Origin of the sequence: Streptomyces sp. TP-A0356 (genome assembly GCF_001417775.1) — a bacterium.
In the GTDB taxonomy this organism is placed as follows: domain Bacteria; phylum Actinomycetota; class Actinomycetes; order Streptomycetales; family Streptomycetaceae; genus Streptomyces.
This window is the reverse complement of the sequence record NZ_BBZJ01000020.1, coordinates 246,418-269,160: the sequence shown is the minus strand read 5'-3', so window position 1 is coordinate 269,160 and position 22,743 is coordinate 246,418. Positions and strand designations below refer to the sequence as shown.

The following is a 22,743-nucleotide window of genomic DNA, read 5'->3' as shown; positions in this document are numbered from 1 at the left end:
CGTCTCATTCTCCGGATCGTCCGTCCCCGTTCACTGCGTCGAGGACACCGGGGAGCGCCTGGAGGAACGCCGCCACGTCGTCGTCGCCGAGGTTCAGCGGCGGCATCAGCCGTACGACGTTCGGGGCGGGCGCGTTCACCAGGAGACCGGCGTCCTGAGCCGCCTGCTGCGCCTGCTGTGCGAGCGGCTCGGTGAGCACGATACCCAGGAGCAGGCCCGAGCCCCGGACATGGTCGATCAACGGGTGCGCCAGCGCCTCGATTCCGTCCCGCAGCTTCTCGCTCTGCCGCTTCACGTTCTCCAGCAGGCCCTCGGCCGCGATGGTGTCCAGGACGGCGAGCCCGGCGGCGCACGCGACGGGGTTGCCGCCGAAGGTCGTGCCGTGGTGGCCGGGCCGGAGCAGCTCGGCGGCGCGCCCGAAGGCGACGGTGGCGCCGAGCGGCAGCCCGCCGCCGAGGCCCTTGGCGAGCGTGACGACGTCCGGCAGGACGCCCTCGTGGGCCTGGTACTCGAACCAGTGCCCGGTACGGCCGACGCCGGTCTGCACCTCGTCGAGCACGAGCAGCGCCCCGGTGGCGGCGGTGATCGCACGGGCCGCCTTGAGGTAACCGGCGGGCGGCACGACGACCCCGTTCTCGCCCTGGACGGGTTCGATGATCACGAGGGCGGTGTCCTCGGTGACCGCGCCGGCCAGGGCCTGGGCGTCGCCGTACGGGACGTGTGTGACGTCACCGGGCAGTGGCCGGAACGGCTCCTGCTTGCCGGGCTGGCCGGTGAGCGCGAGGGCGCCCATGGTGCGGCCGTGGAAGCCGCCCTCGGTGGCGACCATGTGGGTGCGGCCGGTCAGCCGGCCGATCTTGAAGGCGCCCTCGTTGGCCTCGGCCCCGGAATTGCAGAAGAACACCTTGCCGTCCCGGCCGAAGAGCTGGAGCAGCCGCTCGGCGAGTGCGACGGGCGGTTCGGCGATGAACAGGTTGGAGACATGGCCGAGGGAGGCGATCTGCCTGCTGACGGCCTCGACGACCGCGGGGTGGGCGTGGCCGAGCGCGTTGACCGCGATGCCGCCGACGAAGTCGACGTACTCCGTGCCGTCGGCGTCCCACAGCCGGGTGCCCGCGCCGCGGACGAGGGGGAGCCGCGGGGTGCCGTAGTTGTTCATGAGCGCGCCCTGCCACCGCTGGGTGAGCTCCTGGTTGCCCGTCGTGCCCGTCATTCCCGGTCCCCCTCGTGCTCGTCGGGCAGCACCATCGTGCCGATGCCCTCGTCGGTGAAGATCTCCAGCAGGATCGAGTGCTGGACCCGGCCGTCGATGACGCGGGCGGTGCGGACACCGTTGCGCACGGCGTGCAGGCAGCCCTCCATCTTCGGCACCATGCCGGAGGACAGCTCCGGCAGCAGCTTCTCCAGTTGGGAAGCGGTGAGGCGGCTGATCACCTCGTCGCTGTGCGGCCAGTCCTCGTAGAGGCCTTCGACATCCGTGAGGACCATGAGGGTTTCCGCGCCCAGTGCCGCAGCGAGTGCCGCAGCCGCCGTATCAGCATTGACGTTGTAGACATGTCCCAGATCCCCGTCGTCCTGGCTTCGGGCGATCGACGAGACGACCGGGATACGGCCGTCGGCGAGCAGCGCCTCGATCGCGCCCGTGTCGATCTCGGTGATCTCGCCCACCCTCCCGATGTCGACCAACTCACCGTCGATCTCGGGCTGGTGCTTGGTGGCGGTGATGGTGTGCGCGTCCTCGCCGGTCAGTCCGACGGCGAGCGGCCCGTGCTGGTTGAGCAGCCCGACCAGCTCGCGCTGCACCTGCCCGGCGAGGACCATGCGTACGACGTCCATGGCGTCGTCGCTGGTGACCCGCAGACCCGCCTTGAACTCGCTGACGATGCCGTGCCGGTCGAGGGCGGCGCTGATCTGAGGGCCGCCGCCGTGCACGACGACCGGCTTCAGTCCCGCGTGCCGCAGGAAGACCACGTCCTGGGCGAAGGCGGCCTTCAGCTCCTCGTTCACCATGGCGTTGCCGCCGAACTTGATCACGACCGTCTTGCCGTGGTGCCGGGTCAGCCAGGGCAGCGCCTCGATGAGGATCTGGGCCTTGGGCAGCGCTGTGTGTTTGCGCGTCGTTCCATTGCTCATGAGGAGTAGGCGCTGTTCTCGTGGACGTAGTCGGCGGTGAGGTCGTTGGTCCAGATGGTGGCGGTCTCGGAGCCGGCGGCGAGGTCGGCGAGGATGTGCACCTCGCGGTAGCGCATGTCGACGAGCTCGCGGTCGTCGCCGACGGAGCCGTTCTTGCAGACCCAGACGCCGTTGATGGCGACGTTGAGCTGGTCCGGTTCGAAGGCGGCGCTCGTGGTGCCGATGGCCGACAGGACCCGGCCCCAGTTGGGGTCCTCGCCGTGGATGGCGCACTTGAGGAGGTTGTTGCGGGCGATGGAGCGGCCCACCTCGACGGCGTCGTCCTCGGTCGCGGCGCCCACCACCTCGACCTTGATGTCCTTGCTGGCACCCTCGGCGTCCCGGACGAGCTGCTGTCCGAGGTCGTCGCAGACGGCGCGGACGGCGTCGGCGAACTCCTCGAACTCCGGGGCCACTCCGGAGGCCCCGGAGGCCAGCAGGAGCACGGTGTCGTTGGTGGACATGCATCCGTCGGAGTCGACCCGGTCGAAGGTGACCTTGGTGGCGCCGCGCAGGGCCTTGTCCAGCGTCGCGCTGTCGACGTCGGCGTCGGTGGTGAGGACGACGAGCATGGTGGCCAGGCCCGGCGCGAGCATGCCCGCGCCCTTGGCCATGCCGCCGACGGTCCAGCCCTCCCGGGTCACGACGGACGTCTTGTGGACGGTGTCGGTGGTCTTGATGGCGATGGCGGCCTTCTCGCCGCCGTGCTCGCTCAGCGACGCGGCCGCGGTCTCGACTCCCGGGAGCAGCTTGTCCATGGGGAGCAGCACGCCGATGAGACCCGTGGAGCAGACGGCCACCTCGGCGGCGCCCAGGCCCAGGACCTCGGCGGCCTTCTCGGCGGTGGCGTGGGTGTCCTGGAATCCCTTGGGGCCCGTACAGGCGTTGGCTCCGCCGGAGTTGAGGACGACCGCCGAGAGCCGGCCGCTCTTGAGGACCTGCTCGGACCACAGCACCGGCGCGGCCTTCACACGGTTGGAGGTGAAGACGCCCGCGGCGGCACGACGGGGCCCGTTGTTGACCACGAGGGCCAGGTCGGGGTTCCCGTTCCCCTTGATGCCTGCTGCGATGCCGGAGGCGGTGAAGCCCTTGGCGGCGGTGACGCTCACGGTGCGACTCCGATCGTGGTGAGTCCGGTGGTCTCGTCGAGCCCGAGGGCGATGTTCATGCTCTGTACGGCACCGCCCGCGGTGCCCTTGGTCAGGTTGTCGATGGCGCTGATCGCGATGATGCGGCCCGCACTCTCGTCGTACGCGACCTGCACCTGAACGGCGTTGGAACCGTAGACGGACGCGGTGGCCGGCCACTGACCGCCGGGGAGGAGGTGCACGAAGGGCTCGTCCGAGAAGGCCTTCTCGTAGGCGGCGCGGACGGACTCGGCCGTGACACCGGGCCTGGCCTTGGCGCTGCAGGTGGCGAGGATGCCGCGGGGCATGGGCGCCAGGGTGGGGGTGAAGGAGACGCAGACGCGCTCCCCGGCGGCAGCGCTGAGGTTCTGGATCATCTCGGGGGTGTGCCGGTGGACGCCGCCGACGCCGTAGGGGGACATGGAGCCCATGACCTCGCTGCCGAGCAGGTGCGGCTTGGGTGCCTTGCCGGCGCCGGAGGTGCCGGAGGCGGCGACGATCACGGCCTCGGCCTCGGCGAGCCCGGCCGCGTACGCGGGGAAGAGTGCGAGCGAGGCGGCGGTCGGGTAGCAACCGGGCACCGCGATACGCTTGGACCCCTCCAGCGCAGCGCGGCCACCCGGCAGTTCGGGGAGGCCGTAGGGCCAGGTCCCGGCGTGCGGCGAGCCGTAGAAGCGCTCCCAGTCGGCCGCGTCCTTCAGCCGGAAGTCGGCGCCCATGTCGATCACGAGCACCTCCGGTCCGAGCAGCTCGGCGACGGCCGCGGACTGCCCGTGGGGCAAGGCGAGGAAGACCACGTCATGCCCGGCGAGGACCTGGGGTGTGGTCTCCTCCAGCAGACGGTCGGCGAGCGGCAGCAGATGCGGCTGTAGCGCGCCGATCCGCTGCCCGGCGTTGGAGTTCCCGGTCAGGGCACCGATCTCGACCCCCGGATGCGCCAGGAGCAGACGCAGCAGCTCCCCACCCGCGTATCCGCTCGCCCCGGCCACCGCCGCACGTACCGTCATGGAACCTCCTCCTGGATGGCATGACTATACGTTGCAGTGCACGGTTATGCAATCCGGGATCAGGGAGCCTGGATCGTCGGTGACCGAGCGCGCTGGTCGGCCACTGAGCACCGTAGTCGGCACTTCGGCGCCCAGCGGGACGAAGAGCGTCTGTTCAGTCGAGGACCGCGGTGGCTTCGATCTCCACGAGATGGTCGGGGACGTCCAGCGCCGCTACGCCCAGCAGCGTGGCCGGCGGGACCGGGGTGCCCCCCAGCTTCGCGGCCGCCCGGGAGATCCCCTCCAGGAGTAGGGGCATCTTGTCGGGGGTCCAGTCGACGGCGTGGACGGTCAGTTTCGCCACGTCGTCGAAGGAACCGCCGACCTCGGCCAGGGCGGTGCCGATGTTGAGGTAGCACTGCTCGACCTGCGCGGCGAGGTCGCCTTCGCCGACCGTGACTCCCTCGGCATCCCAGGCGACCTGCCCGGCGATGAAGACCAGTTTCGAACCGGATGCGATCGACACCTGCCGGTAGACGTCGATCTTGGGCAATCCGCCGGGATTCACCAGGGTGATGGCCATGCTGCCGGCCTCCTTGTCGTGAGAGACGCCCTTGGTCTCTTGTGGTTACTCAGGAACCGTAGGAGAGTGGCCGCTGACGTGGAAGAACGCACTTTTCGGTGACTGGGGAACCTCATGGTGACCAAGCCGTTCAAGGGCTCGCCCAAGGACGAAGCAGACCTGACACGCGCGGACTCGTTGGCGCGGGAGATCTTCTCGGACATCGCCAACAAGTGGGCGTTCCTGATCATCGAAGCGGTGGGCGAACGCACCCTGCGCTTTACCGAGTTGCGTAACGAGATCGAGGGCATCAGTCACAAGATGCTCACCCAGAACCTGCGCGTGCTGGAGCGCAACGGCCTGGTCGAGCGGTGCGTGCATCCCACCGTGCCGCCGCGGGTCGAGTACACCCTCACGGAGGCGGGCCGAGCCCTGCGAGCGGTGGTCGACGGAATGTGCGACTGGACCCAGCGGTACCTCGGTCACATCGAGACCGCCCGCCGCCGCTTCGACGCCTGACGGCCGGCGCACTTGCCTCCATCAAGTGGTGACGGGCGCGCCGAACCACCTCGGCAGCCGGCCGAGCAGATCCGCCGGATCTTCGCCGACCCACGCCACGTGACCGTCCGGCCGCAGCAGTACCGCGGGCACATCCAGCTCCGCGCTGACGTCGACGACGTGGTCGACCCGGTCTGCCCAGCCCGCCACCGAGAGCCGGCCGGTCTGGTCGAGCAGCAGCCCGCGGCCGGCGTGCATCAGCGCGTAGAGGCGCCCCCGCTTCAGTTCCACGTCCCGCAACCGCCGGCCGAGCAGTGCATGTCCCTCGCCGAAGTCGTAGCGGACCCCGATCCCACTGATCTTCTCGATCAGGTACCGGTTCACCTCCTCGAAGTCCATCAGTTCCGACACCAGCCGGCGCACTGCCCGGGCACCCGGCTCCGTGGCCAGCAGCTGCATCTGCGCGCGGGTGTTGTCCAGCACATCGGCGGCCACCGGGTGCCGTTCGATGTGGTAGCTGTCCAGCAGCCCCTCCGGTGCCCAGCCGCCCACCTCGGCGGCCAGTTTCCAGCCGAGGTTGAACGCGTCCTGGACGCCGAGGTTGAGCCCCTGCCCGCCGGTCGGGGGGTGGATGTGCGCCGCGTCGCCGGCCAGCAGCACCCGGCCGACCCGGTAGCGCTCGGCCAGCCGGGTGCCGTCGCCGAAGCGCGAGAGCCAGCGTGGTGAGTGCACGCCGAAGTCGGTGCCGGCGAACACCCGCAGCCGCTGCTTGAACTCCTCGAGGGTCGGCGCAGTCGCACGGTCCTCGGCCACCCCTTCGGCGGGCACGATGATGCGGTACACCCCGTCCCCGAGGGGCATGGCGCCGAACCGCAGCTGGGTCTTGCGGACTTCGGCCACGACGGCGGCGAGCGTCTCCGGCGGCACGGCCACCTCCATCTCGCCCAGCAGCGTCTCGACCATGGAGGGCTCGCCGGGGAAGCCGACGCCGAGCAGCTTGCGCACCGTGCTGCGGCCGCCGTCGCAGCCGACGAGGTAGCGCGAGCGCAGCCGCGTGCCGTCGGCCAGCTCGGCGGTCACCCCGTGTTCGTCCTGGCTCAGCCCGACCAGTTCGCAGCCGCGCCGGATCTCGGCGCCGAGCTCGGTGGCGTGCTCGGTCAGCAGGCGCTCGGTGGTGGTCTGCGGGATGCCGAGGACGTACGCATGCGCGGTGTCCAGCCGCTCAGGCCACGACTTGCCGATGCCGGCGAAGAAGCCGCCGGCCGCGAACTGCTCGCCGAGCGGAAGGAACCGCTCCAGCAGACCGCGCTGGTCCATCACCTCGACGCTGCGTGCGTGCAGGCCGAGCGCGCGGGACTGCCCGGTCGGCTCCGCGTCCTTCTCCAGCACGACCGCGTGCACGCCGTGCAGCCGCAACTCGCCGGCCAGCATCAAGCCGGTCGGTCCTGCGCCGGCAACGATCACGTCAATCATGAACCCCCCACTCAACAAGGTTGCATTTCGGCCAGCTGCCCCGCGATGCGCACATACTTCGCGAATCCCTGATTTCCGCAGGTTCTGGTTTCGAGCGGAGATTCTGCAGCACGACCAGGGGCTTGCCGCAAGGCCCCCGGTGCGCTATACGTTGAGAGTGGCAAGGAGTGGGTAACCTCCTTGCCTTTACCTTTTGTCGTCCGCCGTGGACGGACAAGTTCCTCCCGTGGCGGGCGTCGCGGAAGTAGCGGCCGACGCCGAACTCGGTCGAGTGGACGTAGCCGCCGTGGATGCGGACGGCGTTGAGGCGATCCGCCGCCCCCGCAGCACTTCGAGGCGGGCGTACCGATGACGGCCCAGGCGGTCGGCCACGGCCTCGACCTGGAGCGCGCTCCAGGTTCTACCGTCGTGTCATGACCAGCGGACAGCCGCTCCCACAGGACCGGGAGCCGTCTTTGACCATCGCCCAGGTGGCCGAGCGCACCGGCCTCTCGCACGACACGCTGCGCTACTACGAGAAGGCCGGCCTGATCGAGCGGGTCGGCCGCACCACCGGCAACCAGCGGCGCTACGAGGCGGCCGACCTGGCCTGGCTGGAGTTCCTGCTGCGGCTGCGCGAGACGGGCATGCCGATCGCCGACATGCAGCGCTTCGCCCGGCTGCGGGCCCAGGGCGACATCACGGTCGCCGACCGGCTGGCGATGCTCCGGGAGCACCGCGCCGAACTGGCGCAGAGGATCCGCGCCCTGCGGCGGAACGCGGCGGCGCTGGACGACAAGATCCATCACTACGAACGGCTGCTCCACGAGTGGCAGCTGGGAACGGACGAACCGGCATGAGCGCGAGCACCACCCGTGAAGAGCGTTTCGCCCACGGCCTTGAGGTCCTGAAGCAGGTCGACGGCGAGGCCGGGCAGCGGGTCGTCGACTCGCTCGCCGACATCAACCCCGAACTCGGCCACCAGATCGTCGCCTGGGCCTTCGGTGACATCTACGACCGCCCCGGACTCGCCCCGCGCGACCGCCAGTTGGTCACCCTGGGCATGCTCACCGCGCTCGGCGGCTGCGAGGCCCAGCTGGACGTGCACGTGAACGCGGCGCTCAACGTGGGCCTCACGCCGGAGCAGATCGTCGAGGCGCTGCTGCACTCCGCCGTCTACTGCGGCATACCCAAGGCGCTGAACGCCACGTTCGCCGCGAAGAAGGTCTTCGTCGAGCGCGGACTGCTGCCGCTCGGACAGCAGCCCGCTCAGGACCCCACCACCTCTGCCTGATCCGCAGGACGACGGCGGCTGCGGCCACCAGGAACGCGGTGGCGGTGAGACCGAGTCTCCGGCGGGTGCGGGTGCGTGACATGGATACTTCGCGGCTCTCTACAGTGTCCGAGACATCGGACACTGGCCCCTACTTCGAACGGCAAGATGGAGAGGGGTGTGTGCGCGTCGATCGGGCGTGCAGGCACCCATGAGGAGACGAGGGAATGGCGATGGGCGCGTACTGGCCCGTGCAGGACGTGCTGGCCCATCTGGCCGGGCGCTGGCGGGTGGAGCGCACCGTGCGTGACCTCGCGAGCGGTCAGGACGGGCACTTCAGCGGGACGACGGTCTTCTCACCCCTGGAGGACGGCGGTGACGGGCTCCTGCACCACGAGTCGGGCCTGTTCGTCTGGCAGGGCGCCTCCCGTCCCGCCGAGCGGACGCTGTGGTTCCTGCCCGGCGACCGCCCCGGCACATCACACGTGCGCTTCGCCGACGGCCGCCCGTTCCACGATCTCGACCTCACGACCGGCCACCACGTCGCCGACCATCCCTGCGCCGCCGACCTCTACCGGGGCGAGTTCACGGCCCTGGACCAGGACCGCTGGCGCACGGTGTGGCGGGTCGGCGGGCCCGCGAAGGACCTCGTCCTGACCACCGACTACGCACGCGAGCCCGGGACGTCAGTCCCGCCGCTGTGACACGGCCTCCAGGCGGAGGTTCCAGCGCCCGTGGTGCCCGGCGAGCGTCACCGTCGACAGGGGCCGGACGTCGATGTTCCAGTACGACGCCGGCTGCGCCCTGAGCGCGTACACCAGCGCCGCCCGCACCACCGACGGCTCCGCCACGGCGACGACGCGGCCGCCGTCGTCCACGGGACGCGTGTCCAGCCACCCTCCGATGCGCGAGATGAACGACGTCAGCGACTCGCCACCGTGCGGTGCGGAACGGGGGTCGGCGAGCCAGGCGTCCACCGCCGAGGGCTCCCGGGCCATCGCCTCGCCCAGCGTGAACCCGCGCCAGCGGCCCATGTCGCAGTCCCGCAGCGCCGGCTGCACCAGCGGCGCGTACCCGAGCGCGTCCCCGGTCGCCCGGCTCCGAGGCGTCGGCGAGCAGTAGCGCAGCTCGGCCGCCGCGAGCGGCACCAGCTCCCCGGCGACGCGCTGCACCTCGTCCCAGCCGGCCTGGTCGAGCGGCCGGTCGTCCTCGAAGCGCTCCGCGAGCAGCGAGGAGCTGCGCGCGGCGGCGACGAACGTGACCCGAAGATGCATGCGGCGATCGTGGGCCGCGCAAGTGTGCAGGTCAAGGGGCGTTACTCAGGAGTTACCCGAGCGGGGCCAGGTGGTCGCGGACCGCGACGACGAGTGCGGTGCCGATGCCCTTGCCGCGCACCGACCGGTCGACGTACACAGCGCAGAGCCAGGCGAACACCGCCCCGTCGGTCACCACGCGCGCGTACGCCACCTGGTCTTCCGTCGGGCGGAGGTGGTACGTCAGTCATGGCGCGAGACTCGCAGCCCACGGGCGCCGGCGTCGTGCGTATTTCCCCCCGGGCAGTGGTCAGGGCCGCTCGGCCGTTCCCGCGCGCACCGTGCCCGCGCTCGGCCGTCGGAGCACCGCGTCCCAGGCGGCACGCAGACGGCGTACGCCCTCCGTGATCTCGCCCGCCCCCGCGACGGCCGCGAAGCTCAACCGCAGGTGGGCGGCGGGAGGTTCGGCACTGAAGTAGGGGCGGCCGGGGGTGACGGCCACCCCCGCGCGCAGTGCGCCCGCGACGAGAGCTGACTCGTCGGTGCCCTCGGGCAGGCGCACCCAGAGGTGGTAGCCGCCGGACGGGACGTGGGGCAGGGCGAGTTCGGGCAGCCGCAGGCGCAGGGCTCCGGTCATGGTGTCGCGGCGGTGCTTCAACTCGGTGGAGACGGCGCGCAGATGGCGGGGCCAGGCGGGCGAGCCGACGAGTTCGAGCGCGGCCTCCTGCATCGGGCGCGGAACGAAGAAGGTGTCGACGATCTGGATGGCGCGCAGCCGTTCCAGGACCGGGCCACGGGCGGCCAGAGCTCCGACCCGGAAGCTGGGCGAGGTGGCCTTGGTGAGCGAGCAGACGTGCACCACGACACCGTCGGGATCCTCGGCGGCGAGCGGGGGCGGGAGCGGACCGGCGTCCTCGTGCACCAGGCGTCGTACGAAGTCGTCCTCGATCACGAACGCTCCGGCGTCGCGCGCGATGCGCAGCACCTCCCGCCGGCGTTCGGGCGCCAGGACGGCACCGGTGGGGTTCTGGAACAGCGGCTGGCACACGAGGACGCGGGCGCCGCTCGCCCGGAAGGCGTCCGCGAGCAGGGCGGGCTTCACACCGTCCGCGTCGACCGGGACGGGCACGGGCCTCAGGCCCGCCGCGCGGGCGATCGCCAGCATGCCGGGGTAGGTGGGCGACTCGACCAGGACCGGGGCGCCCGGAGGTGCCAGGGCCCGCAGCGCGGTGGTCAGCGCGGACTGGCCACCCGCCGTGATCAGTACGTCGGCCGCGGTGATCGCGCCGCCGATGCCGCGGGCGAACCACTCGCGCAGCTCGGGGACCCCCTCGACGGGCGGCCGGGCCCATACGCCGGGACGGCGTCCGGCACGCGACAAGGCCGCGCCCATCGCGCGCTCCGGTTGCAGCGAGGGGTGCAGATAGCCGCCGTTGAACTCGACGACACCGGCGGGCGGGGCGGTCAGCGAGACCACCACACCGGAGGCGTCCACGCTCCGCGGCACGAGTTCGGCGGAGGCGTCGGCACTGAGCGCCACCTCCTGCCAGGCGGTGTCCCCCACCGCGGGGGAGGCGGCGCGCGGCTCGGCGCGGAACGCTCCCGCCCCGGGGCGGGTGACCACGAGGCCCTCCGCGGCCAGCTGAGCCAGGGCCCGTGTCACGGTCACCGGACTGACCCGAAATCGCTCGACGAGCGCGCGACTGGACGGCAGCTTCTCACCCGGAGAGTAGCGCTTCATCTCGGTCCGCAGGGAGTTCGCCAGGTCGCCGACACTGCTACGCTCTTGCATGAGAGCACAGGATAGCGCTACCGCAGATCTCCCGATAGCAGCGTCGACGGGGCACCGCGCCGGAGGCGTCCGGCGGGCCGGGACCGTGCAGGCCGCGCTGGGGGTCGTCGCCTTCTCGCTCACCTTCCCCGCGACCGCGTGGGGGCTGGAAGGGTTCGGTCCCTGGTCACTCGTGGGGGTGCGCAGTGTGCTGGCCGCCGTCATCGCCGGCGGCTGTCTGCTCGCACTGCGCGTTCCCCTGCCGGCGCGGACGCACTGGGCCGGTCTCGCCGTCGTCGCGGCCGGGGTCGTGCTCGGCTTCCCGCTGCTGACCACCCTCGCCCTGCAGACCTCGACCACCGCGCACGCCGCCGTGGTGGTCGGGCTGCTCCCGCTCACCACGGCCGTCTTCTCGGCCCTGCGTGTCGGCGCGCGCCCCTCGCGCACCTTCTGGGTCGCCGCCCTGGCCGGTGCCGCCGCCGTCATCGCGTTCACCGTGCAGCAGAGCGGCGGCGCGCTGACGGTCGCGGACGCCTACCTCTTCGGCGCGCTGCTGGTGTGCGCCGCGGGCTACACGGAGGGCGGACGGCTGGCTCGGATCATGCCCGGCTGGCAGGTCATCGGCTGGGCGCTGGTGCTGTGCCTGCCGCTCACCGTCCCCGGCGCACTGGTCGCCCTGTCGCATGAACCGATCCGGCTCACGGTGCACGGCGTGGCGGGGCTGCTGTGGGTGGCGGCCGGTTCGCAGTTCCTCGGTCTGGTCGTCTGGTACCGGGGCATGGCCGCCATCGGAATACCCAAGGCCAGCCAGTTGCAGCTGGCGCAGCCGCTGCTCACACTGGTGTCGTCGGTATTGCTCCTCGGCGAGCACCTCACCCCGGCCGCACCGCTCACGGCCGCCGCGGTACTGATCTGCATCGCGGTCACGCAGCGGGCGCGAGGCTGACCGGAGAGATGCGCGCGGACCGGGTCGACCGGCGCCCCCGGCCGTGGACCTGCGGCCCCGGGCCGATACTCCCGCACATGACGAGGAGGCCCAATCAGATGCACGCAACTGTGGGCGACAAGCTGGTGCAGCACGGCAGGGTCGTCGGGCAGCACGACAAGGTCGCCGAGATCGTCGAGGTGATGGGCGCGGAAGGCACGCCTCCGTACCGCGTTCGCTTCCAGGACGGGCAGGAGGCGGTGTGCTGCCCGGGCCCGGACTCGGAGATCCGCCACAAGGACATGAGCCGGCAGATCGGGTGAACATTCAGCGCGGGGGCTTCGCCGGCCACTCGTAGTGGTCGGCGACCACCCGCGCCATCGCGCCGATGGGGTCCGCCGCCACCTCCTTGGCGGCGAAGAAGACATGACCGCGCACCTGGGGGTAGCGCCGGGCGAGAGTGAGGTGCCGGGAGAGTTCCGCCGGGTCCTGCCATGCGGCGGGCTGCGCCGGGTCACCGGCCTTGTACAGCGCCTCCCCCAGGTACAGCTGTGTTCTCGTGCCGTCCACCACCCGCGCCCACCAGGGCACGAGTTCCGCGTAGTCGGCGTCGGCGAAGCCGACGTTCCAGTAGAGCTGCGGGCAGACGTAGTCCAGCCAGCCGGACCTCACCCACTTCCTGGTGTCCGCGTACAGGTCGTCGTAGGTCTGCACCCCGGCCCGGGTGTGCGAGCCGCGGAAGTCGGTCTCGACGTTGCGCCACACCCCGAAGGGGCTGATGCCGAACCGGGCGGCGGGACGCAGCGCCCGCAGGCGGGCCGCGGTCTCTCGTACCAGCTGGTCGATGTTGTCGCGGCGCCAGGCGGCCCGGCTCGGGAAGCCACGGCCGTGGGCCGCGTACGCGGCGTCGTCGTCGAAGGTCTCATGCGCCACCGGGTACGGGTAGAAGTAGTCGTCGAAGTGGACGCCGTCGACCGGGTAGCGGCGCACGGCGTCGAGGATCGCGGTCTGGACGAAGACGCGCACCTGCGGCAGCCCGGGGTTGTAGTAGAGCTTGCCGCCGTAGGCCACGACCCAGTCGGGGTGTCTGCGGGCGGGGTGCGAGAGCGCGAGCCGCTCGGGGTCGGCGTGGGTGGCGACCCGGTACGGGTTGAACCAGGCATGCAGCTGAAGCCCTCGTGCGTGCGCCTCCTCGACGGCCGTGCCGAGCGGGTCCCAGCCCGGGTCCGCTCCCTGTGTGCCGGTGAGGTACTGGGACCACGGCTCGTACGTCGAGGGCCACAGCGCGTCGGCCGAGGGCCGCACCTGGAAGAAGACGGTGTTCAGCCGGTGCCGTACCGCCGTGTCGAGGAGGGCGAGCAGCTCGGCGCGCTGCGCGGATGCCGTCAGGCCGGAGCGGGAGGGCCAGTCGCGATTGGCCACGGTCGCCAGCCACATGCCCCGCATCTCGCCGGACGCCGTGGGCATCCCGCCGGACGCGGGGGTCCCGGCGGTCACCGTGCGCCCTGGCACGGCCCCGGCGTCGCCCGCGGCGACCAGGGTAGACAGTGCGGCCACCGTGAACGCCCGGCGTGACATCCGTCCCATGCACTCATCCCCATACGCTGCGGATCCGTTCGGTCACGGATCGTCTCCCGGGACAGCATGCCGGACCCGGACGATCGATCATCGGTGCCTCGGAGGTAACGTGCACGATCGGAGCAGGCACCGAACCACGGGGGACCTGCCGGAGGGCGTCCCGTCGTGCCGCGAGCCCGGCATGATCCACAGGACTCCTCATCAGGCCCGATGATCAGCGAAGGGGACGATGTGACCGACATCGAACGCGTCGGAGTGGTGGGCTGCGGCCAGATGGGAGCGGGAATCGCCGAGGTGTGCGCCCGGTCCGGACTGGACGTGAAGGTCGCCGAGACCACCGGCGAGGCCCTGGAGATCGGCCGGACCCGTCTGTTCAACTCCCTGTCCAAGGCGGCCGAGCGCGGCAAGATCTCGGAGGAGGAGCGGGACGCGACGCAGGCGCGCCTGACCTTCACCACCGACCTCGGCGAGTTCGCGGACCGCGACCTGGTGATCGAGGCCGTGGTCGAGAACGAGCAGGTGAAGACCGAGATCTTCCAGGTGCTCGACCAGGTGGTGACCCGCCCGGACGCCATCCTCGCCTCCAACACCTCCTCGATCCCGCTGGTGAAGCTGGCGGTGGCCACCTCGCGGCCGGACCAGGTCATCGGCATCCACTTCTTCAACCCTGCCCCGGTGCAGCAGCTGGTCGAGCTGATCCCGGCGCTCACCACCTCCGAGGGCACCCTCGGCCGGGCCCAGCTGTTCGCCGAGAAGGTCCTCGGCAAGCACGCGATCCGCGCCCAGGACCGTTCCGGCTTCGTGGTCAACGCGCTGCTCGTGCCCTATCTGCTCTCCGCCATCCGCATGTTCGAGTCGGGCATCGCGGGCCGCGAGGACATCGACAACGGCATGGAGCTGGGATGCGCCCACCCGATGGGCCCGCTGAAGCTCGCCGACCTGATCGGCCTCGACACCGTCGTCTCGATCGCCAACTCGATGTACGAGGAATACAAGGAGCCCCTCTACGCCGCTCCCCCGCTGCTGCAGCGCATGGTGGAGGCGGGCCGGCTCGGCCGCAAGACGGGCTCGGGCTTCTACACGTACCCCTGATCACTCACCGTAAGGTTCAGGCTCCCGCGGCCCGGCGCCCCTCACGGGGTGCCGGGCCCGTGCCATTCACACACCGTGTGCGCATCGGACCCGCATATGCCGTTCGCACACTCTCCCCGCGCGTCCACCAGGCGAGTTGACTCTTCATGCCCATGCAAGGGATGTGTCGACTACGGAAAGGAGCGGACTCGTGACCGCCGACCCCGAGCGTCCCGTGGTCCAAGGAGAAGTCGCAGAGTTACGCCGTCGCCTCGATGTGGCGCACGCGCGGGTCGAGGGAGGGCTGGCCCTGCTGGGCCACCGCGCCGAACAGACCGCCAAGGATCTCGACGAGCTGAACGTGCGCGTCGTCGCGCTGGAACACAGCCGCTGGCCGTTGCCCGCGGTCGCCGCCCTCACGGCGGTGGGCGCGCTCGTCGTGGCGGTGTGGCAGGCCCTGGGCCGCTAGGGCCCTTCTGACGGACGCGTGGGGGATCAGGGCAATGCGTCCTGTCCGAGCCTGAGGTGGTGCAGGAGGAGCAGCGCGGCCGCCATGCCGGCGGCCGGGACCTCTCCGCGGGCGACCAGGTCGGGGACCAGCTTGAGGGGAACCCATTCCCGACGGTCGGACTCGAAGTCGTCCACGGGGTGTCCGATGTACTCGCCCTCGTCGGCCCAGTAGACGTGGTGCCGGGCGTCGGTGAGTCCGTTGGAGGGCTCGACGCTCATGAGATGGCGCAGAGGTCCCGGCCGCCAGCCGGTCTCCTCCTCGAGTTCGCGGGCCGCCGCCTCGGCGATGTCCTCGCCGTCCTCGACGACGCCCGCCGCGAGTTCCCACCCCCAGCTGTCGGTGATGAAGCGGTGCCGCCACAGCAGCAGCACTTCGTTCGCCTCGTTGACGACGGTGGCCACGGCGACGGGCCGCAGCCGTATCAGGAAGTGGTCGAGATGCCGGCCGTCCGGCAACCCGACGTCTGCGAGATTGACGCTGAACCAGCGGTTTGCATACACAGTCTGCTCGTTCTGTTTCGTCCACTGCACGGTACTGCCACCTTCCGCCGAGTAAGGGGCAATATCGCAGCAGGAGCGTCCACTCAGCAGTGCTCACGGCGGCGCATGTCCGGCGCAACGGCGGGCGCGGTGGTCCGCCCGGTGGGGAAGCGGAGCTGTGGGGCGGTGTCTACAGCGGTACGCGCAGTGCCCCGTCGATGAGTTCGGCCGCCTCTGTCGTCCCGGCACAACCGCTGCGTACGAGGTGTTCGCGCACCGCCCGCAGTCTGTCGCGCAGGCGCATCGACTCCATTCCCCGGGCCCGCTCCGCCATCTCGACCGCGGTGGCCACCGCCTTGTCGGCGTTGCCCTGGCGCAGCTCGATCTGGCTGAGCATGGCGAGTCGGTGCACCCGGCCGCGGTCGTGCGCGGGCGTGCCCACGGCGGCCGTGGCGTGCTCCCCCGCGGCCACCAGATCACCGAGGCTCAGCAGCGCCTCCGCGACCTGGACGTTGACGAGGCCGGGCTGGACATAGCCGGTCTCGTCCGGTTCGTAGCCGCGCCGGATGCGCTCGGCGGCCGACTCGGCCCGCCGGATGCAGGACAGCGCGCTCGTGGCATCGCCCAGGTGCGCGTACGCCTTCGCCTGCATCGCGTACAGATCGGAGGCGAGCGCCGGGGTGATGTGCCTGCCCGCAGTGCGCAGCGCCGCCTCGGCGAAGGCGACGGCCTGACGGTACTCCTTCATGAACAGTGACTGGTTGACCAGCAGCGCTATCACATAGGCGCCGAGTCCCCGGTCCCCGCTGGCCTTCGCCAGGCGCAGGGCCTGGTGGAAGTAGCGCTGGGCGAGACCGTGGGCGTCCGAGTCGTACGCGCAGATGCCGGCGACCGCCACCAGACCACCGGTGGCGCGGTGCAGTTGACGGCCCATCGCGTCGGTGTAGCTGCCGCGCAACAGGGGTGCCGTCTCGGAGTTGAGGAAGCCGACGATACGGACGCGGGTCGCTATGCCGCCGGCCTTGCGGTACATCTGCTCGTAGTGGGCACGGGCGGCGCGCAGCATGTCGATGTCGGCCGGGGTGACGCGGTGCCGGCCGCCGCGTGAGACGTCCACGTCCTCGGGCGGGTTCTCCCACTCCCACACGGGCATCACGGCGGGCGTCCCGGTGACGGCCGGAGCGCCCAGGATGTGGGGGCGCTGCTGTTCGTCCGAGCGCCACAGGGCGGTGGCCCGTTCGACGAATCCCGACAGGGTGGAGCTGTGCGGGGCGACCGGTTCGCCGGGCACGCCGAGGCCGATGTCGTCGAGGGTCACCGGGCGGTGCAGCCGGGCGGCGAGGACCTCGCAGATCAGGTCGGGTACCTGACCACGCGGGCGCTGGCCCTTCAACCACCGTGCCACGGCGGTGTGTTCGTACCTGAGCGCGAGGCCCCGCGCCCGGCCCGCCTGGTTGACATGGGCGGCCAGCCCCGCGTGGGAGATCCCGGCCTCGTCGAGGATCGCGTCGAGCAGGGTGTTGGGCTGCATGGGTGCCCTCCGGTGGCTCGGTGTCGACAGGGTAGTGCGTCCGGGTTCACACGGGGTGTGAACGGAGTGCGCGAATCCGGGCTGTGCGTGCGCTGTCGCGGAGAGTTTCCGGCCGGTTGACTGAAATCCCTCGTAAGAGGCCGGCCGGGCCGCCGGCTCCCCCTCGCACAGTGCGGTGGCCCGTTTCCGCGCCGTCCGCCCAGCTGCCTGCCCGACACTCCGTGGCGGGGCGGACGGCGCCGCCGCGCTCCGCTCGGACCGCCGGGTGACTACCGGTGGTTGGTCGGGTGCGGGTTGGTCGTGGCTTGTCGCGCAGTCGCCCGCGCCGCTGTCTGGGCACAGCTCCGGCGGTCGTTGCGCAGGACCAGAAGGGCCACGTCGTCCGCGGGACGGCCGCCGGTGTGGCGCAGCAGGCGGGTGAAGACGGTGCGCAGCACCGTTTGGGGTACCACCGTGGGACGGTCGCGCACCGCCTCCTCCAGAGCGTGGGACAGGGGAAAGAACCGGCCACGCGGGTCGCGGGCGTCCTCGGCGCCGTCGGTGTGCACGAACAGCGCCTGACCGGGCCCCAGTCGGCCGCAGTCGGTGGCGGGCAGGTCGTCCGGGAGCGGGAACGGCCCGAGCGGCGGCAGTGGTTCGGCGCGGGCGAGTGGCTCGGCCCGGCCCGGTTCGAGCAGATACGGCCAGGGGTGACCGCAGTTGAGGGCGCGCAGCTCTCCCTCGCGGCCGATCTCCAGGAGGAGGAGCGTCACGAACTCCTCGGCGACCGGCGTGTCGGGCTCCCGGCCGGCCGAGGGATGCTCGGCCCTGGCCCGCTCACGCAGGTGCCGGGCCAGCGCGCGCTCCAATCTGCGCAGTACACGGTCGAGTTCGGGCTCGTCGTGCACGGCCTCGCGGAAGCTGCCGAGGACGGCGGCGGCGGCGGCAAGGGCTCCGAGCCCATGTCCGCGCACGTCGCCCATCACGACGCGGACGCCGTGCTCGGTGGCGATCACCTCGTACAGGTCGCCGCCGACGGTGGCACCGCGTTCGGCGGAGAGCTGGGCGGCGGCCACGCTCAGCCCGTCGATCCTCGGTGGCAGCGGGCGCAGCAGCACGCTCTGGGCGGCGTCCGCGACCTTGCGGGCCTGTCTCAGCTCCCGCAGAAGGACACGCCGGACGTTGAGGAGCAGCCCGGTGCCGACGGCGAAGAACATCGCGCCGGCGGCGATCCGCGCGCCCAGTCCGCTCTCCTGAGCCGCCGGACAGGCCAGCTTGTACGTGATCGCGCAGGCGCCCCAGACGGCGGGCGGCCCGATCACGAGCGCGAGCCGCAGATGCCGGGGATGTGCTCGGGGCCGTGACCTGCGGGGAGGCCCAGCCTTGATACGGATCATGCCGATCGGCCCCCCATGAGAGCCCTGTGAGCGCAGAAACGGCCCCCGGGATCCCACCTCGCACCCCTGGGGCCGGTCCGATTGTGTCCACCGCACGCCCCGTTCGGCCCGTATCGCCCGGACTTGCCACCCAAATGAGTGAGCTGATCGCCAAGGCTCGGGGGTGCGCCCCGAAAGGGGCGCGGGGAACTGCGCAGTCGGCCACGGAGACACCCGCAGCCGACGAAACAGACGAACAGGCGCAGTTCCCCGGCACTCCCCGCGGAGCTGGCTAGTGCTGTGGCCGGAAAGGTTTGCCGGGAAGCTCGCGGCGTCCGGTGCGGTGCATCGCAAGGCGGAGCGTCGCCCGCGTACTGGATGTACTCGGGCGATGCGACAACGCGGCGAGGTGCCGTGCCGGGCGTCGCGAGCCGGTGAACCTTTCCGGTCGCAGCACTAGCTCCGCAGCGCCGCGCCCGTGCGCTCCGCCGCCAGCGCGACGGCCGCGTCGCGGGCCGCGGAGGCCTCGTCGACGGTCAGGGTGCGGTCGGGGGCGCGGAAGCGCAGCGCGTACGCCAGCGACTTCCTGCCCTCGCCCAGCTGCTCGCTCTCGTAGACGTCGAACAGCCGGATGGACTCCAGCAGCTCACCGGCGCCCTCGCGCAGCGCCGTCTCGACCTCCACGTGCGGGACGCTCTTGTCGACGACCAGGGCGACGTCCTGGGTGGCGACCGGGAACGCGGAGATCCGCGGCCCCTTCACCAGGCCGGCGCTCGCCCGCTCCAGCACATCCAGGTCCAGCTCCATCGCACTGGTGCGGGCGGGCAGCCCCAGGGTCTTCAGGACACCGGGGTGCAGCTCACCGGCGTACCCGATGGCCCGCTCGGTCCCGTCGACCTCCACGGCGAGCTCGGCGCAGCGGCCCGGGTGCCACGGACCGTACTGCCCCTTGCGCACGATCAGGTCGGCCCCGAGCTCGCGGGCGATGATCCGCGCGGCCTCCACGGCGTCCGCCCAGTCGGCCGAGCGGCCCTTGCCCCACCAGCCGGCCTGCTCGCGGGCGCCCGCGAGGACGACGGCGGCGTGCCGCGGCTGCTCGGGGAGCGCGGCCGTGAGCGACGCGATCTCCTCGTCGGTGGGGCGGCGGTCGACGGGCAGACGTCCGGCGACGCGCTGCTCCTCGCGCGGGTGGAAGACCAGCCCGGTCTCGAAGAGCGCCAGGTCGTGCGTGCCCCGGCCGTCGTTGCGGCGCAGCGCGCCGAGCAGGCCCGGCAGCAGCGTCGTACGGAGGGCGGGCTCCTCGTCGGAGAGCGGGTTGACCAGCTTGACGACCTTGCGATTCGGGTCGTCCTCGGCGAGGCCGAACTGGTCGAAGATCTGCTCGCCGATGAACGGATAGTTCAGCGCCTCGACATAGCCGGCACCGGCCAGCGCACGGCCGACGCGGCGCTGCAGCCGCTGGCGGTCGGTCAGGCCGAGACCCGCCGGGGGCTTGGGCAGCGTGGAGGGCAGGTTCTCGTAGCCCTCCAGCCGGATGACCTCCTCGGCCAGGTCGTTCGGATCGGTCAGGTCGGGCCGCCAGGACGGGACGGTGACGATCAGCTCGTCCTGCCCGTAGACGTCGCAGCCGACCTGCTGGAGCCGTCGTACGACGGTCTCGCGGCCGTAGTCGACGCCCGCGACCTTGTCCGGGTGGTTGGCCGGGATGGTGATGGTGCGCGGCGCGGACGGCGCGATGACCTCGGTGACACCCGGCTCGGCGGTGCCGCCCGCGAGCAGCACCAGCAGGTCGACCGTGCGCTGCGCGGCCGCGGAGGCGGCCAGCGGGTCGACACCGCGCTCGAAGCGGCGGGACGCCTCGGAGGCCAGCTTGTGACGCCGGGCCGTGCGCGCGATCGAGATCGGGTCGAAGTGGGCGGCCTCGATCACCACGTCGGTGGTGGCACCGGCCTCGTGGTCGGTGTCGGCGATCTCGGTGTCGGCGCCGCCCATGACGCCGGCGAGGCCGACGGGGCCGCGGTCGTCGGTGATGACCAGGTCCTCGGCGTCCAGCGTGCGCGTGACCCCGTCGAGGGTGGTCAGCTTCTCGCCCGGCTGGGCCCGGCGCACGCCGATCGCACCCTGGATGCGGGAACGGTCGTAGGCGTGCAGGGGCTGGCCCAGCTCCAGCATCACGTAGTTGGTGATGTCGACGACCAGCGAGATCGGGCGCATGCCCGCCTTCTGCAGCCGGCGCTGCAGCCAGATCGGGGAGCTCGCCTCCGGGTCGATGCCCGTCACCGTGCGGGCGGTGAAGCGGTCGCAGCCGAACGGCTCGGAGATCTTCACCGGGTAGCCGAACGCGTTCGGCGCCGGTACGTCGAGCAGCGCCGGGTCGCGCAGCGGCAGACCGTAGGCGATGGCGGTCTCGCGGGCGATGCCCCGCAGCGAGAGCGCGTAGCCGCGGTCGGGGGTGACCGCGATGTCGAGCACCTCGTCGGCCAGTTCGAGCAGCTCGATGGCGTCGGCGCCGACCTCGTGCTCGGGCGGCAGCACGATGATGCCGTTGCTGCCGTCGTCGCCCATGCCCAGCTCCTCGCCGGAGCAGATCATGCCGTGCGACGTCTTGCCGTACGTCTTGCGCGCGGAGATCGCGAAGCCACCGGGCAGCACGGCGCCCGGCAGGACCACGACGACCTTGTCGCCGACGGAGAAGTTGCGGGCGCCGCAGACGATCTCCTGGGGCTCACCCGTGCCGTTGGCCTGGCCGACGTCGACCGTGCAGAACCGGATCGGCTTCTTGAAGCCCTCCAGCTCCTCGATGGACAGCACCTGACCGACGACCAGCGGCCCCTTGAGGTCGGCACCGAGCTGTTCGACGGTCTCCACCTCGAGACCGACCGAAATCAGCTTCTCCTGGACGTCGCGCCCGGTCTCCGTCGCCGGCAGGTCGACGTACTCCCGCAGCCAAGAAAGCGGGACCCGCATCAGATCTCCATCCCGAACGGCCGGGTGAACCGGACGTCACCCTCGACCATGTCTCGCATGTCTTCGACGTTGTGGCGGAACATCAGCATCCGCTCGATGCCGAACCCGAAGGCGAATCCGCTGTACTTCTCCGGGTCGACGCCGCAGGCGACCAGCACCCGCGGGTTGACCATGCCGCAGCCGCCGAGCTCGATCCAGCCCTCGCTGGAGCAGGTGCGGCAGGGCCGGTCGGGGTTGCCGACCGACTCGCCCTTGCAGACGTAGCAGAGCATGTCCATCTCGGCGGACGGCTCGGTGAAGGGGAAGTAGTTCGGCCGCAGCCGGGTCTTCATCTCCGGCCCGAAGAGCGACTGGACCATGTGGTCCAGGGTGCCCTTCAGGTCGGCCATCGTCAGGCCCTCGTCGACGGCGAGCAGCTCGATCTGGTGGAAGACCGGGGTGTGCGTGGCGTCCAGCTCGTCGGTGCGGTACACACGGCCGGGACAGACGATGTAGACGGGGGGCTCGCGGTCGAGCAGGGAGCGGGCCTGCACCGGCGAGGTGTGCGTGCGCAGCACCACACCGGACTCGCCGTGATCGCCCTTGGGACCCTCGACGAAGAAGGTGTCCTGCATCTGCCGGGCCGGGTGGTCGGGCGTGAAGTTCAGGGCGTCGAAGTTGAACCACTCCGCCTCGACCTCGGGGCCCTCGGCGATCTCGTACCCCATGGACACGAAGACGTCCGCGACCCGCTCCATGAACGTGGTCAGCGGGTGCCGGGCGCCGGCCGGGACGCGGTCGTAGGGCAGCGTGACGTCCACCGACTCCTCGACCAGCACGCGGGCGTCCCGCTCGGCCTCCAGCTCGGCCTGGCGGACGGCGAGGGCCTTGTTCACGGCGCCTCGGGCCATGCCGACGCGCTTGCCGGCCTCGGCCTTGGCGTGCGGGGGCAGGGCGCCGATCTCGCGGTTGGCGAGGGCCAGCGGCGAGGCGGGGCCGGTGTGGGCGACCTTGGCCTCGTGGAGCGCGTCGAGGGAGTCCGCGGCGGCGAAGGCGGCGAGCGCCTCGTCCCGCATGCGCTCGATCTCTTCCGGTTTCAAGGCCTCGACCTCAACAGGGTCGTACGACTTATTGGGTGCCGACATCTCTTCCCGTGCTTCCGATTGGCTGGCTGAAGGTCCCCGTCACTGGTCCTGACACTGGTCCGATGACGGATCGTCGCCGGTCCGATGACGAATCGTCGCCGACTTCGG

Annotated in this window: 22 protein-coding genes and 1 pseudogene; 8 read left to right on the top strand and 15 right to left on the bottom strand. The window is 71.4% G+C overall.

The annotated features are described in order from the left end of the window. Window positions 1-4 precede the first annotated feature (4 nt). The 5 genes from ASC56_RS19805 to ASC56_RS19785 all read right to left on the bottom strand — a co-directional run bounded on the left by ASC56_RS19805 (window position 5) and on the right by ASC56_RS19785 (window position 4,868). Window positions 5-1,213 (bottom strand): acetylornithine transaminase, encoded by a 1,209-nt coding sequence (locus ASC56_RS19805; protein ID WP_055492800.1) that lies wholly within the window; start codon window positions 1,211-1,213, stop codon window positions 5-7. Then, window positions 1,210-2,133 carry an acetylglutamate kinase gene (gene argB, locus ASC56_RS19800; protein WP_055492799.1) on the bottom strand — a complete coding sequence of 308 codons (924 nt, stop codon included), beginning with the start codon at window positions 2,131-2,133 and terminating at the stop codon, window positions 1,210-1,212. Before argB ends, ASC56_RS19805 begins: the two co-directional genes overlap by 4 nt. Continuing rightward, a complete protein-coding gene (argJ, locus tag ASC56_RS19795) occupies window positions 2,130-3,281 on the bottom strand; it encodes a bifunctional glutamate N-acetyltransferase/amino-acid acetyltransferase ArgJ (protein WP_055492798.1) in 1,152 nt (383 codons plus the stop codon). Before argJ ends, argB begins: the two co-directional genes overlap by 4 nt. After that, window positions 3,278-4,306: an N-acetyl-gamma-glutamyl-phosphate reductase gene (gene argC, locus ASC56_RS19790; RefSeq protein WP_055492797.1), complete on the bottom strand. Its 1,029-nt coding sequence runs from the start codon at window positions 4,304-4,306 to the stop codon at window positions 3,278-3,280. Before argC ends, argJ begins: the two co-directional genes overlap by 4 nt. A gap of 154 nt (window positions 4,307-4,460) precedes the next feature. Continuing rightward, a complete protein-coding gene (locus ASC56_RS19785) occupies window positions 4,461-4,868 on the bottom strand; it encodes a RidA family protein (RefSeq protein ID WP_055492796.1) in 408 nt (135 codons plus the stop codon). A gap of 114 nt (window positions 4,869-4,982) precedes the next feature. On the opposite strand from ASC56_RS19785, the gene ASC56_RS19780 reads away from it, so the two are divergent. After that, window positions 4,983-5,366: a helix-turn-helix domain-containing protein gene (locus ASC56_RS19780; RefSeq protein ID WP_055492795.1), complete on the top strand. Its 384-nt coding sequence runs from the start codon at window positions 4,983-4,985 to the stop codon at window positions 5,364-5,366. A gap of 21 nt (window positions 5,367-5,387) precedes the next feature. On the opposite strand, the gene rox is transcribed toward ASC56_RS19780, so the two are convergent. Further along, window positions 5,388-6,818: a rifampin monooxygenase gene (gene rox, locus ASC56_RS19775; RefSeq protein WP_055492794.1), complete on the bottom strand. Its 1,431-nt coding sequence runs from the start codon at window positions 6,816-6,818 to the stop codon at window positions 5,388-5,390. A gap of 413 nt (window positions 6,819-7,231) precedes the next feature. Here rox and ASC56_RS19770 point away from each other — a divergent pair, with 413 nt between their 5' ends. From ASC56_RS19770 to ASC56_RS19760, 3 genes are all read left to right on the top strand, one after another. Then, a complete protein-coding gene (locus tag ASC56_RS19770; protein ID WP_055492793.1) occupies window positions 7,232-7,657 on the top strand; it encodes a MerR family transcriptional regulator in 426 nt (141 codons plus the stop codon). After that, a complete protein-coding gene (locus ASC56_RS19765) occupies window positions 7,654-8,091 on the top strand; it encodes a carboxymuconolactone decarboxylase family protein (RefSeq protein ID WP_055492792.1) in 438 nt (145 codons plus the stop codon). Before ASC56_RS19770 ends, ASC56_RS19765 begins: the two co-directional genes overlap by 4 nt. A 212-nt stretch (window positions 8,092-8,303) precedes the next feature. Then, on the top strand, window positions 8,304-8,774 hold the full coding sequence (locus ASC56_RS19760) for a DUF6314 family protein (RefSeq protein WP_055493002.1): 471 nt from the start codon (window positions 8,304-8,306) through the stop codon (window positions 8,772-8,774). Here the strand turns inward: ASC56_RS19760 and ASC56_RS19755 are convergent. The 3 genes and pseudogenes from ASC56_RS19755 to ASC56_RS19750 all read right to left on the bottom strand — a co-directional run bounded on the left by ASC56_RS19755 (window position 8,757) and on the right by ASC56_RS19750 (window position 11,115). Beyond that, entirely contained in the window at window positions 8,757-9,344 is a 588-nt protein-coding gene (locus tag ASC56_RS19755; protein WP_055492791.1) for a histidine phosphatase family protein, read from the bottom strand. The genes ASC56_RS19760 and ASC56_RS19755 overlap by 18 nt on opposite strands. A 55-nt stretch (window positions 9,345-9,399) precedes the next feature. Continuing rightward, a pseudogene (locus ASC56_RS38195) lies at window positions 9,400-9,543 on the bottom strand (GNAT family N-acetyltransferase); the annotation flags it as partial. A 90-nt stretch (window positions 9,544-9,633) separates the two neighbouring features. Continuing rightward, the gene (locus tag ASC56_RS19750; RefSeq protein WP_055492790.1) at window positions 9,634-11,115 is read right to left on the bottom strand and encodes a PLP-dependent aminotransferase family protein; all 1,482 of its coding nucleotides are present in this window, start codon (window positions 11,113-11,115) and stop codon (window positions 9,634-9,636) included. On the opposite strand from ASC56_RS19750, the gene ASC56_RS19745 reads away from it, so the two are divergent. Both ASC56_RS19745 and ASC56_RS19740 read left to right on the top strand, forming a co-directional pair. Continuing rightward, window positions 11,114-12,040, top strand: a complete 927-nt coding sequence (locus ASC56_RS19745) for a DMT family transporter (protein WP_055492789.1) — start codon at window positions 11,114-11,116, stop codon at window positions 12,038-12,040. The genes ASC56_RS19750 and ASC56_RS19745 overlap by 2 nt on opposite strands. 98 nt (window positions 12,041-12,138) lie before the next feature. Beyond that, complete coding sequence (locus ASC56_RS19740; protein WP_055492788.1) at window positions 12,139-12,342, top strand: DUF1918 domain-containing protein; 204 nt, start codon at window positions 12,139-12,141, stop codon at window positions 12,340-12,342. A 4-nt stretch (window positions 12,343-12,346) separates the two neighbouring features. Here ASC56_RS19740 and ASC56_RS19735 read toward each other — a convergent pair whose 3' ends face one another. Beyond that, window positions 12,347-13,606, bottom strand: coding sequence for a family 10 glycosylhydrolase (locus ASC56_RS19735; protein ID WP_079102606.1), 1,260 nt, complete (start codon window positions 13,604-13,606; stop codon window positions 12,347-12,349). A gap of 222 nt (window positions 13,607-13,828) precedes the next feature. Between ASC56_RS19735 and ASC56_RS19730 the strand changes: the two genes are divergently transcribed. Together ASC56_RS19730 and ASC56_RS19725 are read left to right on the top strand one after the other, a co-directional pair. Next, window positions 13,829-14,689 carry a 3-hydroxybutyryl-CoA dehydrogenase gene (locus tag ASC56_RS19730; RefSeq protein WP_055493001.1) on the top strand — a complete coding sequence of 287 codons (861 nt, stop codon included), beginning with the start codon at window positions 13,829-13,831 and terminating at the stop codon, window positions 14,687-14,689. Window positions 14,690-14,879: 190 nt separating this feature from the next. Continuing rightward, window positions 14,880-15,137 (top strand): hypothetical protein, encoded by a 258-nt coding sequence (locus tag ASC56_RS19725; protein ID WP_055492786.1) that lies wholly within the window; start codon window positions 14,880-14,882, stop codon window positions 15,135-15,137. 26 nt (window positions 15,138-15,163) lie between these two features. On the opposite strand, the gene ASC56_RS19720 is transcribed toward ASC56_RS19725, so the two are convergent. From ASC56_RS19720 to pheS, 5 genes are all read right to left on the bottom strand, one after another. Beyond that, window positions 15,164-15,709: an NUDIX domain-containing protein gene (locus ASC56_RS19720; RefSeq protein ID WP_055492785.1), complete on the bottom strand. Its 546-nt coding sequence runs from the start codon at window positions 15,707-15,709 to the stop codon at window positions 15,164-15,166. A gap of 139 nt (window positions 15,710-15,848) precedes the next feature. After that, window positions 15,849-17,189 (bottom strand): hypothetical protein, encoded by a 1,341-nt coding sequence (locus tag ASC56_RS19715; RefSeq protein ID WP_055492784.1) that lies wholly within the window; start codon window positions 17,187-17,189, stop codon window positions 15,849-15,851. Between the two features lie 269 nt (window positions 17,190-17,458). After that, the gene (locus ASC56_RS19710; protein ID WP_055492783.1) at window positions 17,459-18,565 is read right to left on the bottom strand and encodes a PP2C family protein-serine/threonine phosphatase; all 1,107 of its coding nucleotides are present in this window, start codon (window positions 18,563-18,565) and stop codon (window positions 17,459-17,461) included. A gap of 435 nt (window positions 18,566-19,000) precedes the next feature. Then, a complete protein-coding gene (gene pheT, locus ASC56_RS19705; RefSeq protein ID WP_055492782.1) occupies window positions 19,001-21,511 on the bottom strand; it encodes a phenylalanine--tRNA ligase subunit beta in 2,511 nt (836 codons plus the stop codon). Beyond that, on the bottom strand, window positions 21,511-22,635 hold the full coding sequence (pheS, locus tag ASC56_RS19700; protein WP_055492781.1) for a phenylalanine--tRNA ligase subunit alpha: 1,125 nt from the start codon (window positions 22,633-22,635) through the stop codon (window positions 21,511-21,513). Before pheS ends, pheT begins: the two co-directional genes overlap by 1 nt. Window positions 22,636-22,743: the final 108 nt, after the last annotated feature.

What these genes read in the sequence shown, in the direction of transcription:
- ASC56_RS19805 (WP_055492800.1), bottom strand. Translation starts at nt 1,213, where the DNA reads ATGACGGGCACGACGGGCAACCAGGAGCTCACCCAGCGGTGGCAGGGC.
- argB (WP_055492799.1), bottom strand. Translation starts at nt 2,133, where the DNA reads ATGAGCAATGGAACGACGCGCAAACACACAGCGCTGCCCAAGGCCCAG.
- argC (WP_055492797.1), bottom strand. Translation starts at nt 4,306, where the DNA reads ATGACGGTACGTGCGGCGGTGGCCGGGGCGAGCGGATACGCGGGTGGG.
- ASC56_RS19785 (WP_055492796.1), bottom strand. Translation starts at nt 4,868, where the DNA reads ATGGCCATCACCCTGGTGAATCCCGGCGGATTGCCCAAGATCGACGTC.
- ASC56_RS19780 (WP_055492795.1), top strand. Translation starts at nt 4,983, where the DNA reads ATGGTGACCAAGCCGTTCAAGGGCTCGCCCAAGGACGAAGCAGACCTG.
- rox (WP_055492794.1), bottom strand. Translation starts at nt 6,818, where the DNA reads ATGATTGACGTGATCGTTGCCGGCGCAGGACCGACCGGCTTGATGCTG.
- ASC56_RS19770 (WP_055492793.1), top strand. Translation starts at nt 7,232, where the DNA reads ATGACCAGCGGACAGCCGCTCCCACAGGACCGGGAGCCGTCTTTGACC.
- ASC56_RS19765 (WP_055492792.1), top strand. Translation starts at nt 7,654, where the DNA reads ATGAGCGCGAGCACCACCCGTGAAGAGCGTTTCGCCCACGGCCTTGAG.
- ASC56_RS19760 (WP_055493002.1), top strand. Translation starts at nt 8,304, where the DNA reads ATGGGCGCGTACTGGCCCGTGCAGGACGTGCTGGCCCATCTGGCCGGG.
- ASC56_RS19755 (WP_055492791.1), bottom strand. Translation starts at nt 9,344, where the DNA reads ATGCATCTTCGGGTCACGTTCGTCGCCGCCGCGCGCAGCTCCTCGCTG.
- ASC56_RS19745 (WP_055492789.1), top strand. Translation starts at nt 11,114, where the DNA reads ATGAGAGCACAGGATAGCGCTACCGCAGATCTCCCGATAGCAGCGTCG.
- ASC56_RS19750 (WP_055492790.1), bottom strand. Translation starts at nt 11,115, where the DNA reads ATGCAAGAGCGTAGCAGTGTCGGCGACCTGGCGAACTCCCTGCGGACC.
- ASC56_RS19740 (WP_055492788.1), top strand. Translation starts at nt 12,139, where the DNA reads ATGCACGCAACTGTGGGCGACAAGCTGGTGCAGCACGGCAGGGTCGTC.
- ASC56_RS19735 (WP_079102606.1), bottom strand. Translation starts at nt 13,606, where the DNA reads ATGGGACGGATGTCACGCCGGGCGTTCACGGTGGCCGCACTGTCTACC.
- ASC56_RS19715 (WP_055492784.1), bottom strand. Translation starts at nt 17,189, where the DNA reads ATGCAGCCCAACACCCTGCTCGACGCGATCCTCGACGAGGCCGGGATC.
- ASC56_RS19710 (WP_055492783.1), bottom strand. Translation starts at nt 18,565, where the DNA reads ATGATCCGTATCAAGGCTGGGCCTCCCCGCAGGTCACGGCCCCGAGCA.
- pheT (WP_055492782.1), bottom strand. Translation starts at nt 21,511, where the DNA reads ATGCGGGTCCCGCTTTCTTGGCTGCGGGAGTACGTCGACCTGCCGGCG.
- pheS (WP_055492781.1), bottom strand. Translation starts at nt 22,635, where the DNA reads ATGTCGGCACCCAATAAGTCGTACGACCCTGTTGAGGTCGAGGCCTTG.